The 12,448-nt window shown below is 51.6% G+C and carries 13 protein-coding genes and 2 tRNA genes; 9 read left to right on the forward strand and 6 right to left on the reverse strand.

All coding sequences use genetic code 11. The features are described 5' to 3' along the window. Nucleotides 1-45: 45 nt before the first annotated feature. Nucleotides 46-258 carry a hypothetical protein gene (locus tag SIC18_RS08280; RefSeq protein WP_413429292.1) on the forward strand — a complete coding sequence of 71 codons (213 nt, stop codon included), beginning with the start codon at nucleotides 46-48 and terminating at the stop codon, nucleotides 256-258. A gap of 487 nt (nucleotides 259-745) precedes the next feature. On the opposite strand, the gene SIC18_RS08285 is transcribed toward SIC18_RS08280, so the two are convergent. Further along, nucleotides 746-1,072, reverse strand: coding sequence for a hypothetical protein (locus SIC18_RS08285; RefSeq protein ID WP_413429294.1), 327 nt, complete (start codon nucleotides 1,070-1,072; stop codon nucleotides 746-748). 616 nt (nucleotides 1,073-1,688) lie between these two features. Beyond that, a tRNA-Pro gene (locus tag SIC18_RS08290) sits at nucleotides 1,689-1,762 on the reverse strand. Between the two features lie 78 nt (nucleotides 1,763-1,840). Here SIC18_RS08290 and SIC18_RS08295 point away from each other — a divergent pair. Together SIC18_RS08295 and SIC18_RS08300 are read left to right on the forward strand one after the other, a co-directional pair. Continuing rightward, nucleotides 1,841-2,224 carry a PAS domain-containing protein gene (locus SIC18_RS08295; RefSeq protein WP_413429295.1) on the forward strand — a complete coding sequence of 128 codons (384 nt, stop codon included), beginning with the start codon at nucleotides 1,841-1,843 and terminating at the stop codon, nucleotides 2,222-2,224. After that, the gene (locus SIC18_RS08300; protein ID WP_413429296.1) at nucleotides 2,214-3,407 is read left to right on the forward strand and encodes an ATP-binding protein; all 1,194 of its coding nucleotides are present in this window, start codon (nucleotides 2,214-2,216) and stop codon (nucleotides 3,405-3,407) included. The genes SIC18_RS08295 and SIC18_RS08300 overlap by 11 nt, the downstream gene beginning before the upstream one ends. Here SIC18_RS08300 and SIC18_RS08305 read toward each other — a convergent pair. Together SIC18_RS08305 and SIC18_RS08310 are read right to left on the reverse strand one after the other, a co-directional pair. Next, nucleotides 3,404-3,757, reverse strand: a complete 354-nt coding sequence (locus SIC18_RS08305) for a response regulator transcription factor (protein WP_048346306.1) — start codon at nucleotides 3,755-3,757, stop codon at nucleotides 3,404-3,406. The two genes, SIC18_RS08300 and SIC18_RS08305, sit on opposite strands and share 4 nt — an antisense overlap. Before the next feature lie 73 nt (nucleotides 3,758-3,830). Continuing rightward, a tRNA-Lys gene (locus tag SIC18_RS08310) sits at nucleotides 3,831-3,902 on the reverse strand. Between the two features lie 95 nt (nucleotides 3,903-3,997). Between SIC18_RS08310 and SIC18_RS08315 the strand changes: the two genes are divergently transcribed. From SIC18_RS08315 to crtH, 5 genes are read left to right on the forward strand one after another with little or no spacing between them, the layout of a single operon-like run. After that, nucleotides 3,998-4,546: a gamma carbonic anhydrase family protein gene (locus tag SIC18_RS08315; protein ID WP_413429297.1), complete on the forward strand. Its 549-nt coding sequence runs from the start codon at nucleotides 3,998-4,000 to the stop codon at nucleotides 4,544-4,546. A 27-nt stretch (nucleotides 4,547-4,573) separates the two neighbouring features. Beyond that, nucleotides 4,574-4,696 (forward strand): photosystem II protein Y, encoded by a 123-nt coding sequence (locus SIC18_RS08320; RefSeq protein WP_006852358.1) that lies wholly within the window; start codon nucleotides 4,574-4,576, stop codon nucleotides 4,694-4,696. A 43-nt stretch (nucleotides 4,697-4,739) separates the two neighbouring features. Further along, nucleotides 4,740-6,119, forward strand: a complete 1,380-nt coding sequence (gene trmFO / locus SIC18_RS08325; RefSeq protein WP_413429299.1) for an FADH(2)-oxidizing methylenetetrahydrofolate--tRNA-(uracil(54)-C(5))-methyltransferase TrmFO — start codon at nucleotides 4,740-4,742, stop codon at nucleotides 6,117-6,119. Next, the gene (locus SIC18_RS08330; protein ID WP_048346309.1) at nucleotides 6,100-7,053 is read left to right on the forward strand and encodes a cation transporter; all 954 of its coding nucleotides are present in this window, start codon (nucleotides 6,100-6,102) and stop codon (nucleotides 7,051-7,053) included. Before trmFO ends, SIC18_RS08330 begins: the two co-directional genes overlap by 20 nt. Nucleotides 7,054-7,084: 31 nt before the next feature. After that, the gene (crtH, locus tag SIC18_RS08335; protein ID WP_413429300.1) at nucleotides 7,085-8,620 is read left to right on the forward strand and encodes a carotenoid isomerase; all 1,536 of its coding nucleotides are present in this window, start codon (nucleotides 7,085-7,087) and stop codon (nucleotides 8,618-8,620) included. A 997-nt stretch (nucleotides 8,621-9,617) separates the two neighbouring features. Here the strand turns inward: crtH and SIC18_RS08340 are convergent. Further along, entirely contained in the window at nucleotides 9,618-9,824 is a 207-nt protein-coding gene (locus SIC18_RS08340) for a hypothetical protein (RefSeq protein ID WP_157028561.1), read from the reverse strand. A gap of 681 nt (nucleotides 9,825-10,505) precedes the next feature. Here SIC18_RS08340 and SIC18_RS08345 point away from each other — a divergent pair. Beyond that, the gene (locus SIC18_RS08345; protein ID WP_413429302.1) at nucleotides 10,506-11,051 is read left to right on the forward strand and encodes a hypothetical protein; all 546 of its coding nucleotides are present in this window, start codon (nucleotides 10,506-10,508) and stop codon (nucleotides 11,049-11,051) included. Nucleotides 11,052-11,668: 617 nt separating this feature from the next. Here SIC18_RS08345 and SIC18_RS08350 read toward each other — a convergent pair. Next, nucleotides 11,669-12,391, reverse strand: a complete 723-nt coding sequence (locus SIC18_RS08350; RefSeq protein WP_413430529.1) for a response regulator transcription factor — start codon at nucleotides 12,389-12,391, stop codon at nucleotides 11,669-11,671. Nucleotides 12,392-12,448: the final 57 nt, after the last annotated feature.

Genomic DNA, 12,448 nt, shown 5'->3' on the forward strand with positions numbered 1-12,448 from the left:
ATCTGTTCGAAGGTGATGCGCATCGTCTGCTTATAAGGGAAGGTCTTGAACACGTTCCGCCCGATCAACCGGGCCACGAATCAAGAAACCTCAGGTGCAGTCTTCTGCGCCATCTTTGAGCATTGCGCCTATGGCCTCGTAAAGAGCCTCCATGCCATCGAGTTGCGGATCGTCAGTCCTGTGCGGGTTTCTGTTTTGGTGGTCATGCCGGCCATCACAGTGCAGTTGTCCCGGCGTCAGTGCATTCAAGGAACTTGATCAATCCCCGATAAGCTTGTGCTACTTGGCAATTGACACGGTTTGGGGGCGAGCCAGCGTCCTCTCAGTGCCGAGGTTCATTGGTTTAGGGCCACTGCATCAAGTTTCCCTGATGCAATAAAAACCCCGGTTGAGTTTGTCAGGCAAGCCCCAACAGATTTTTCTGCGGGGCAGTCCTGGTCCTGGACGGGATCTAGGAAAACCTAACGAATAGGTCTCAATATCGTTCTATCAAAAAAGACAATGTCCCTCAACCTTCCGCGGGCTTCTAAATCGCGAAAGATTGATGGTTGTGGGACTGTTGACCCCGTCCAAAGAGTCACATCCGTATTTTTATGCCTGCTTGAGGCTTGGTTAGTGCGAAAAGTTCTCAATAGGTGTGACCATTGAGCTTGTCGCATGAAAAACGGTGAGTCTGACCTACCTGGCAAAGCACCGCAGGTTGGGCACCCCAGATGGGGTGAACCATTTCGTTTCTAAGGAAGGATCAGCGCTCGAACTCTTGAGCGGGCATCCCGTTCTGAAAGACAAAGAGGCTGTATTTGCCGAGGCGATGGAACGACAGCGGATTGGAATTTATCCGCACATAAGTCTTGCCCTGATCAACTGCCAAGAATTCAAAATTCCAATTCTTGCTCCAGATCTGCGCGTTGCCAGCGGACTGGCGAAATTCACACGGAAAGATTTCAGTGAGGGGAGAATCTCCATACTTGGAGAGCTTGCACTCAGCCTTGATGATTTCAGCTTGCGATGGTGCTGATGTGAGGGCGGCAGCGAAGGCGAGCGCTGCGGCGGTGAATGTGGAGCGGATCATTTGATTTGCTCGACTTGATTACGGATAAAGAGCTGTGGTCCAAAGCTATTCCAGGTGAAAAAAGCCATGGATCTGACCACAGCGACGTGAAAGACGAAACCACCCCAGTCATGCTTAAATACTGTTTTTTGGCGTGGTCCCTGCTGCTAATGGGCAGAGGGTTGACCCCAGTCGTTAGTCATCAGTTGTGCTCTCCATAGGTCTTGATGCGGCTAGCGTTGTGGAACGCTTTGACCGTTTTGGCGGCTTGCCATTCCCTGATCGCTGGCACGTTGAACCGCATAGGTCCACTTGGCTTGCCTTTTGCGTAGATCCAATGCTTTCCAGGCGTTAGATCACCAGCCCATTGCAGGCTGCGTCAAGCGGTGGATCCAATGCCGAGTTGTAGTTGTGCCGATACTTCGCTTGCGTTTAGCCAGTCGGTACACGCAGGAGTTCCGTTGCGTTTGTGCATCGTGTTGCCGTCTATTAGTGACGTTTCCCTTTGTCTAGGCAAGGTCAAAAAAGCTTGGCGCTGCTCTTGACCGTCAATGCTCACGGGACAAAGGCTTGACGCTACAAAAAAGCCGCCCTGGGGAGGCGGCAACTGAGCCCGTCAATACTGACGTCTCGGGCATCGGGGTGACAGGATTCGAACCTGCGACATCCTGCTCCCAAAGCAGGCGCGCTACCAAACTGCGCTACACCCCGCAGCTCACGTACTTTAAAGGAATGGGTTCTCTTGATCCTTTAGATGCGTGTCTAAGCTGACAAAAAGCTTTTCCGGGCATGTCGGAATCCTGGACTCCTGGTGCGGTTGATGCGTTAAGGCAGAAACACAATCTCCCTTTTGTACGAACCGATTCCCAGGGTCAGGTCGTTGAGTTTAATGACCGCTTCCGCCTGGTTTATGGCTGGGACGATCGCTTGGTAGGTCAAACCATTGGGATGATCTTGCCCGCATCGTTCCGTGAGCTTCATCACGCAGGCTTCTCTCGGTTCAAATTCACAGAGACCTCAACGCTTCTGAATCACCCTCTTGAGTTGGCGACCATTTGTAGTGATGGAGCAGAGATTCGTAGTGAACATTTCATCGTTGCAGAATGCGGCGATTCTGGTGGTTGGAGCTTTGCGGCAACGCTGAGGCCCCTGGAGGGCCCCCATGCCTGTTGAAGACAGCTTTTCAGCTTCCCCAGAGTCCAGATTGCTGATACAGCAGATGAGGGAGTCGCTCGGATTGTTGCGAGTTGCATTCGATTCGACTGGTGAAGCGATGTTGATCGTTGACGAATCCTCTGCAGTGCGCTGGGCCAACCAGCAAGCCGCAGATCTTTGGGGAGGAGGAATCACATTGCAGATGGTTGGTCGACCACTTTCCGCTTTGCTGAATTTTTATCATCTTGATCGACGTCCCTTGGGGGAGGAAGAGCCCAGTCACCCCCTACATAAAGCCCGATCTGCTGAAGGTCGTAATACCTTCCTATTGCAGGCACTTTCTAGTTCTGTTATTGATCCTGATCAGTCAAGACTGATTAAGCGATCGGTGAGTTGGCGTCTGATTATTCAAATGAATCAGAGGTTTGTTCTGCTGATATTTCGTGATCTTGATCCATTGGAGAAAGCCTTGGCAAGGCAACAACAATTTATCAACAATCTTGCTCATGAATTAAGAACGCCGCTTGCAATTATTGCTGGCAATTTGCATCGGCTTAGGCGTAAACAACAGTTTTCTGACAATGTTCGACAATCACTGTCTGATGCCACTGCGGAAACTCAAAGGATGGCAACTCTGGTTGATAATCTTTTGTTGCTTTCTGAGTTGGATGCTGATTCTCGCTGTTGGAAGTTACAAGTCGATGATTTGCGAATTTTTCTGGATCAGTGGACTGTCACGCTAAGTTCTGGTTTGAGAGGTTGTCTTTGGGTCGATGTTGTTGATGAGGCTGATGACTATCTAGTTCAGATTGATCAGGATGCTTTGCATTCTATTCTTGATAACTTGCTTGATAATAGTTGTCGTTTTTGTCGCTCCGAGCCGTTGATTCAGATCCGATTGATTCGAACTGAATCCTACGTAGAGCTGCTATTCATTGATAACGGTCCTGGGGTTCAGAGTGAGGATCAATGTGTTGCAGTGTTTGATCGATTTGCCCGTATTCAGGACCATCGAAATCCCGACATTGCTGATGGAGGAGGGCTAGGGCTTCCTTTGGTGAAGAGCCTGATGGAAGGAATGGGAGGCTCAGCAAGTTGCTCGTCTCCTCAAGCAACAGCTAGCTCAGGCCTGAATGGCCTTGTCGTATCGTTGCGATTTCCACACCCAAAGTCATCCACTGGGATGGTGAATTCTGATTAGAGATATCGCTTCAGCAATTCAGGTAGGAGTTCGAATAAATCTGGTTTGAGAATGAAATCGCTGGCGCCGAGTGCCTTGGCTTCGCTCCGTTTTTGATCTTCGTTGAAGGCAGTAACAACCAACACTGGAACAAGATTGGGACGCTCACTCAGCCGTTGCAGGCAGGTCATGCCATCCATCTTTGGCATCATTAAATCTAGCAAAATTAAATCTACTTTTCGTTGATCTAGCAGTTCCAGTAAAGCTTCTCCGTCCGGGCAAACAACAGGCTCCACTCCCTCGTCAATTAATTCATCCCGAATTAATTCTCGTATTCGTGGATCATCGTCAACGATCGCAACGCACTTCATGGTTTTTTCGATCCAAGGAGCTTTTGCCTGAAACCATTAAGAAAGAATGGAAAAAGGTTTAGCTTTGAACAAATGGGTCGCCTGAGATTCGAACTCAGGACCAATCGGTTAAAAGCCGAGTGCTCTACCGCTGAGCTAGCGACCCGCCACATGGGCATGCCAATCAGGCACCTGTGGAGGTTATCACTCAACGATCCTCCCGCATGATATTTCCTTCCCATACTGATCACCGAGTTAGGAATGGACAACCTTTGGCCCCAGCCCAGCATTGCTTCGGATGCCTTTATTGCACCTGGAGCTGTACTGATGGCCGATGTGACTGTGAGCTCAGGAGCAAGCATTTGGCCCACGGCCGTTGCCCGTGGTGATATGGCACCAATTCAGATCGGTGCTCGCAGCAACGTTCAGGAGGGAGCTGTTTTGCACGGCGATCCCACTTTTCCCGTTCACATTGCTGAAAACGTGACGATTGGACATCGAGCCGTTGTTCACGGTGCTTCGCTAGAGGCTGGGTGTCTAATTGGTATTGGTGCCGTTGTGCTCAATGGCGTCACAGTTGGGCGAGGGGCCCTTGTTGCTGCTGGGTCTGTGGTCACGAAGGATGTTCCAGCCCAAACCCTTGTAGCCGGTGTGCCTGCCAAGGTGAAACGTGAGCTGGGTCAGGAGGAAATCAAGGATCAGTGGAGCCACGCAGATCACTACGCCGAACTAGCTGCGCAGTGGTCTCAATTGCTGCAAAACCAAACGGACTGCCCACTGTTGATCCCCCCTTCTCCCGACTGTCCTTAAACTCCAAAAGATTTTGTGAATGAACTCATGGACCTTCGGCTCGTGCTCGTTGCTTCTCCGATCCTTCTGGCACTTGCCTGGGCTGGGTTCAACATCGGTCGTGCTGCTGTTGGGCAGCTCCAGCTGATGATCAAACGAAGCCGTGCTTGATGGTGATCGATAGGGTTGAGCTGAGTTCTCGATTCCATCGTCCTTGAGCGAACAGTCTTCGGTTGTTGTGATTGGTGCCGGCCTTGCCGGTACAGAAGCTGCTTGGCAGGTCGCGAACGCTGGCGTTCCCGTCACGCTCTGGGAAATGCGCCCTATCAAGCGATCCCCCGCTCATCACAGCTCTGAATTTGCTGAGCTTGTTTGCAGCAACAGCTTCGGAGCTCTCAGTAGTGACCGTGCATCAGGGTTGTTGCAGGAAGAGTTAAGGCGCCTCGGATCACTCGTCATCCAAACAGCTGATCATCACTCCGTTCCCGCCGGAGGAGCTCTTGCTGTCGATCGTGGCCGATACAGCGCAGCACTGACATCTGCCCTAGACGATCACCCTTTGGTAACGATTCGTCGAGAAGAGCAGCTAGCTCTGCCAGATCCTGATCAGATCACCGTGTTGGCCACAGGCCCTCTGACCAGTGAAGCGTTGGCCGATGATCTACGCGCTTTCACAGGCCGAGAAGATTGCCATTTCTTCGATGCGGCGAGCCCGATCGTTGAGGGTGAAAGTATTGATATGACAAAGGCTTTTCGGGCCAGTCGCTACGACAAGGGCGATGCCGACTACATCAATTGCCCAATGGATCGAGACCAGTTTTTGGCGTTTCGAACCGCCCTGCTGGAGGCCGAACAAGCCGAACTGAAGGACTTTGACAAGAACAGTGCCACTTTTTTTGAGGGCTGCTTGCCGATTGAAGAGTTGGCCCGTCGTGGAGAGGACACGATGCGTTATGGACCTCTCAAGCCAATTGGTTTATGGGATCCGCGCTGGGGAGATGTGAATGACCGTGATGTGCGGCGCGCAAAACGCGCCTATGCCGTTGTTCAATTGCGGCAGGAAGATAAGGATGGGAGGCTCTGGAATCTCGTGGGTTTCCAGACCAATCTCAAGTGGGGAGAACAGAAACGGGTGCTGCGTTTAATCCCAGGGTTAGAGCAGGCCGATTTTGTTCGTTTTGGGGTGATGCATCGCAACACCTTTTTGGAGGCTCCAGAACTGTTGGAGCCAACTCTTCAGTTTCGACGCCGCCCTCATTTGCTCGCTGCTGGTCAAATCACAGGCACTGAGGGATATGCAGCCGCTGTTGCAGGAGGCTGGTTGGCGGGTACGAATGCAGCACGGTTGGTTCATGGTCATGACCCGATCCAGTTGCCACACACCACGATGATTGGGGCACTCACCCATTTCATTAGTGAGGCTCCGTCTGGAAAATTTCAACCGATGCCCCCTAACTTTGGCTTGATGCCTGAACTTCAGGAGCGCATTAAAGAGAAGCGAGCCCGTTATGGGGCTTATCGCGACAGAGCCTTGGCGGATCTTCAGCAAACCATCGATGAGAGCCAGGTAGCCAATGTCGCTTGCACCGCTTGAAGCGCGTCAAATCGAAATCCGCTCGTTACGCATTGGCGTCTATGCCAGCGCCTGTATGGCCGTGGCTGGGATTGGCGTTCACTTGCTTTCAGGGTCCTATGCCCTTCTCCTCGATGGTCTTTATTCCGCGGTGATGGTGGGTTCAGGTCTTGTCGCTTCGAGGATTAGTCGCAATGTGGTGCGTCCTCCCGACCGGGCCTACCCCTACGGCTACGACGGTCAAGAAGCCTTGTACGTCTTATTCCGTTCACTTGTCTTGATCGGTGTCCTCAGTTTTGCCGCGATCAGTGGCCTGAGCACGTTGATTGATTACGCAAGCGGAAGTTCCATTGCCGTGGTCACCCTGGGCCCCGTAGCGTTTTACTCCATTTCGATGGTGGCGATTTGCTGCGGTCTGGCATGGCGTCATCACCATGATTGGAATCGCTCCGGCCGTCAGTCTCAATTGCTTTTGACCGAGGCCAGGGCCGCGAGTATTGATGCCTTGATCAGTGGGCTTACGGGCATTGCTTTGCTCGGCGCGCCGCTGCTACAGGGGACGCCTTTGGCGTCTTTAAGTCCGATCGCCGATTCAATCTTGGTGTTGGTGGTGAGCATGGTCATCCTGAAAGATCCTGTGCAGACCTTTTTGAATTCGCTTGGACAGGCAGCAGGTGCATCTGCAGAAACCGAGATCGTCCGCAGCACTCGACTTGCTCTGGAAGACTTGCTGGCCGGGTTGTCATGTTGGCTGTTGGATCTCACCGTGATGCAGGTGGGCCGCACGTCTTTTGTGGTGGTGTATCTCAATCCCAATCAACCGATGGATGGGGCTGCCATAGATCTGATCCGAGAACGAATTGAGGAACGCTGTGGGGAGCTCTTAGCCATGCCGGTGCGATCAGAAGTGATTTTGACCGCCACCCCTCCCTTTTCCACGACCGGAGCCTCCTAGGGTCTGGATCGAAGGATGAATCGTCGCTCCGATGCCTGACTGGGATGTAATTGTCATCGGATCTGGGATCGGTGGCCTGGTCACAGCATCACAACTGGCCGCGAAGGGAGCGAAGACCCTGGTTCTCGAGCGCTATCTGATTCCTGGTGGTTCTGGAGGCAGCTTTCGCAGAGAGGGATACACCTTCGATGTTGGTGCTTCGATGATTTTTGGCTTTGGAGAGAAGGGGCACACCAACCTGCTCACTAGAGCCCTGGCCGACGTGGGCCAACACTGCGCGACGGTTCCTGATGCTGTGCAGCTTGAATATCACCTTCCAGACGGCCTCACGATGGCTGTGGACAGGAACTACGACGACTTCATCACGCGAATGAGTGCCCGCTTTCCCCATGAAGCCAAGGGCATTAGCGCTTTTTATGAGACCTGTTGGCAGGTGTTTCGTTGTTTAGATGCGATGCCTTTGCTTTCTTTGGAGGATCCGGCTTATCTCGCAAAAGTATTTTTTAAGGCGCCACTTGCTTGCCTTGGTCTGGCTCGGTGGCTGCCTTTCAATGTTGGAGATGTGGCCAAAAAGCACATCAAGGATGAGGATCTTTTACGTCTGATCGACATGGAATGCTTTTGCTGGTCTGTGATGCCAGCAGATCGGACACCCATGATCAATGCAGGCATGGTGTTTTCCGATCGGCATGCCGGTGGCATCAACTATCCGAAAGGTGGCGTAGGTGTGATCGCCGAAAAACTCGTGGCTGGTCTGGAAGCCAATGGTGGCGAAATTCGCTACAAGCATCGCGTAACCAACGTTTTGATTGAACAAGGTCAGGCTGTTGGCGTTCGGCTTGCCGATGGCGAGGAGCTAAGAGCTAAGCGGATTGTGAGTAACGCCACCCGCTGGGATACCTTCGCCGGGAAAGAGTCACCACAGTCAACTCTGGTTGGCCCTGATCACACGCCAGCCTCTGAAACGACATGGCGCAAGCGTTACCAGCCCGCATCATCATTCCTGTCCCTCCACCTCGGCGTTGATGCATCTGTGGTTCCTGAGGGTTTTCATTGTCATCACTTGTTGCTTGAGGACTGGGCCGAGATGGAAGCAGAGCAAGGGGTGGTGTTCGTATCGATGCCATCTCTGCTCGATCCTTCTCTGGCTCCAACTGGACGTCACATCCTGCACACCTTTACGCAGAGTGATATGCGCTACTGGAAAGGCCTCTCCCCCTCGGCTTATGCCGAGAAGAAACAGAAGGATGCCGATCGCTTAATTGATCGGTTAGAGGCACTCCTTCCTGGATTAAAGAGTTCCATTGAGTTCAAGGAAGTCGGGACACCCCGCACGCATCGGCGCTTCCTTGGCCGTATGGGTGGTAGCTATGGGCCGATTCCGGCGAATCAACTTCCTGGGTTGTTGCCGATGCCGTTTAACCGCACCGGTTTGAAAAACCTGTACTGCGTTGGTGATTCCTGCTTCCCCGGTCAGGGGCTCAATGCAGTTGCCTTTAGTGGTTACGCCTGCAGCCACAGAATTGGGGCGGACCTTGGCCTGAACCCTTGGTCTCTTCCAGATTGAACGGTTAGCAGCAGCATCCGAGGCTGTGTTGGTTCTTTTTAACTCCTGTGATTGATTCGTGTGGGCAAGGAACCATTCTCCTCAAATTGCCAATGATTTAGCTGTGACGGTGATTGACAACTTTTTCGAGGCTCCATTAAATCCCATACTCCACACCACATGGCATAGGTAGATCACGCTTTGGATTGTTGTCTTTGCCTAAGGCTGGGCCACTCTGGTAACGCCCATCATGGAGTCCATCCCTCCCAGTGCCGCTGAATTGGCTCACGATCTCGAGAGGAGAGGGGAAGCCGTGTGGACTGAGTCTGTGGTTGAAGTTGTTCTGATTTCCCTAGTGTTGTGAGTAGTCATTGAAGGTTTAGGTTTAGCGATACCTAAGGTGTTGTAATAAGCAGCCTCTAAAGCATTCTCATAGTTCCTGAGGTGCTTCCTCAGGCTTGCCTCTGCCTCCATATTTGCAGTGGTTAGTGGTGGTTTAAGCATCACCCAATAAGGTGACATAAGGGGATCTATCGCGCAGCGGCTACCCTCGGGCCAATCCTTGGCAAGTTCAAAGGGGTTGCTGTTGGAGATAACATTGGCCATCCACTTAGAGTGCTTGCGATCTATCCAAGAGTGGGATTGTCTGATGCGAACTTTAATCACATTCGTTACAAATTTATCCCATTTGGATTGTTTCTCCAGGTTGTTCTGCTTCAGCCTCAGAAGACGTAGGTAGTAACCATTGTGGTGTAATTTCTGTTTGAGGTATAGGCGATCTCTTCTCTCTTGGCTAGTCTGTCTAATCCTCTGCTTGAGTCGCCTGAGAGCCTCTGCAGAGGCTTGTTCTTGATGTTGTTTGTCATGGGCTGTCTTCTCGCTAGGAGTCCTACAAAGGGTGTCTAGATCGTTCTGGTAGGTGGAGAAAACTGAATGTGAATAGAGGTATTTGCCATCAAGGATCTTCTTTTTTTGAGCCCCCGACGTTATGCGCTGGAATCGACTAGGCGAAGGAGATCTACTTGAATTGTTCATTGATGGTTCCTAATTGTGCAACATTTATCTGCGTACGCGCAGGCTTAAGCCCAAGTGGTTTTGTGGGCGGTTTAGGGGCTTCCCGGAGAGCTGTCTTGCCTTCTGCACGTTGAATACGATCACCAAAGTAAGAGCCCACATCCTCTGTCTTCTTTCTGCGCATTTCCTGAGCTTCTAATGAAGAACTCATTAGCGGCTCGGGTGTAAAGGTTTCAGTGGTTATTATTCTTCCTTCAGTTGTTTCTCAATTTTCCACGGACGTCTCTCCACTGCTTTAAGAGTGGTAAGGCTCTACTGTGCAGCACTCGCCCTTAGCTCGGGTTGAAGTGTTGATGTCAATAGTTAATGGCTTGGTAATATTTAGCGTTGATGTTCTCACCCTCAAAAAGAGCTGTTCGAGGTCGGATATCTGCTCTCTATGTTTTTGATGCTCTGGATTGGCGGCAAGGATCCCCCATAGAGCTGATTAGTGCTCCAACTCTGATAATTGTTTGATCACTTTTATGGAATGGGATGGATTAGTCATCTGCGAAAATGAGCATGAAGCGATTCCTCCAGTGTTTGGAGACTGGCTACGCTTTTCTATCCCCTATCAGAGCACTGATCAGGCTAGATCGTCTGCTTTTTGATCTACTTGCCCCCTTATGAAGCCCAGGTTTCGTGCTCTTGCGTATAACTGCTAAATCACATCGATTCCTGGATGGAGATGAATTCCTTTAATGTGTCCTTTAAGATGCATTGGTATACCTAGGCTCTCTTAACGGTTCATGCGATTGGGTGAATTCAGGAAAGGTCGTGAGGCAAGCGTATTGGTTGGGTATTACGGATCCAATGACGTGATCGAGCCCTTGCCGGGATCTGCGGAGGATCGATGAACGAATGCCGCCAGTGTTTTCAGCTCTCCCCGTTGATTCGTGGGACGTTGATCAGCGTCTACTTGGCTTTGGTTTTGCCATTGCCAGCCCTGGCACCCGAATCTCTGAGGTTGTGGCTGTTTGCTGCTGTTCCATTGGGATTGTTTGTTGTGTTGGCGATGCTCAGTGAACAAGTCACCGTCACAGATACTGGAATCACTGTTGGACACCCGCTTTGGAGCAGCTGGCTGCTGCGTCGAGGATGGAGCCTGGAATGGGCCGAGATGAAAGCCCTCGTTCCTGTGGGTACGAGTCAAGGCGGGAAGGTGTTTTACATCACAACCCATGATCAGAGTCACCGTCTGCTTCCCCAGCGTTTAGAACACTTTGATCGTTTTCTCGATCTGATTGAATCTCAGAGCTCATTGCGAACGACGGGAATTGGTAGGTTGACACCTCCTTGGACTTATCAGCTTTTGGCTGCATTAGCTGGTTTGATGCTTGTTGGTGAAGGATTCGTAGCTATTGCTATTCATCAAGGTTTGATCATTATTCCTTCATGATCTGGTAGCTCTAGAGGGATTTATTCATTGTTTGAATTAAAGAGTAAGAATGAAAAAGAGTTCTTTTTGGGCTTCTATTGTGCAGCTAAATGACTTCTTGTTGTTTGACTTGGATTAGCGGCACTGATAGCAGATTGTGGAGATCAGTGCCACGTTTAAGATAACGAGGCTTCCCGCGATCACAAAACTAGTCATGGTTTTGACAAGGGAGCCCAGTTCTAGTGAGCCGAATCGTTACCGTCTTAGCAGTAACTTTTGCTACCAATAGCTTTGGTTATTCCACTATCGCTGCTGGCTTAGAGCGAATCAGCTCTCTCGCCCCATTCTGTTTTAGGCAGAGAGCCTTGAAAAGCAGCTGTCCAGGGTGGCAAAGCGCAAAGGGCCTTCTGGGCTGTTGGCTCGGCCACACGGCCTGTGACGCCATGTTCTCACTTTCTGAGCTTCTCAGAGGCCCATACCCAAAACTCAGCTCAGCCAAGATCATGAGAGAGGACAACGTCGGCGGATGCTGTTTCGTCAGAAGTCACCGATACATCTCGATGGGGCAATTGATTGGGTGATTTCCCTAACCAATTGCACCGATCGAGCTATTGCACAAGCCATCACACGACCCACCCTTAGTCCCTGATGTTTTCAAGGCTGAATCGGTAGCCCTGTTGGCGAACGGTTGTGATGCCGCCCCCATCTCCCAATCCTGCTTGTTCCAGTTTGCGCCTCAGTGTGAGTACCTGGGTGTCAACGGATCGTGGTCCTCCACTGAAGGGAGGCCATGCCATACGCAGCAATTCCTGTCGACTTCGCACCATTCCGGGTGGCATCAACAGAGCACAGAGCAAGGCGAATTCCCGTGGGCTGAGCTCAACAGGCTTCTCTCGCAGGGTGACCTGTCGAAGTAGGAGGTGAACTTCTAGGGGGCCAACACTGACGCGCTCCTGAAGACCGCTGTGGCCTCGTTTCAGCAATGTGCGGCAGCGTGCAGCTAACTCCTCGAGCCCAAAGGGCTTACGGAGCACGTCGTCAGCACCATCGTCGAGTAGTCCTACGACCGGTTCAGCGCCTGTGCGTGCGGTTAAGACAATGACTGGCGAGCGCAATTGCTGTGCCAAGCGCAAAGCTGAACTTTGCTCAAGGAGCTCAGCACAAACCAACAGATCAGGAGATTGGTCCTGACAAAGCTCTTGAGCTTCTGCAGGGGAGGCAACCGCTGCAGTCAGGTGCCCGTCTTGACGCAGACGCTGAACCAGAACAGTTCTCAGCGTGGGATGGGGCTCAACAACCAGAACCCGGAACGGTTCTCGAGGTTGACCTGCAGACGGCAAAAATTGTGAAGTGGAGACCAAGTCAGGACTGTTGTCCAGAAGGTCCCGAGATGAGGAGGTCACACAGCAGGGAAAACC

This window comes from Synechococcus sp. Cu2B8-bc1011, assembly GCF_047302735.1.
Classification (GTDB): Bacteria; Cyanobacteriota; Cyanobacteriia; order PCC-6307; family Cyanobiaceae; genus Synechococcus_C.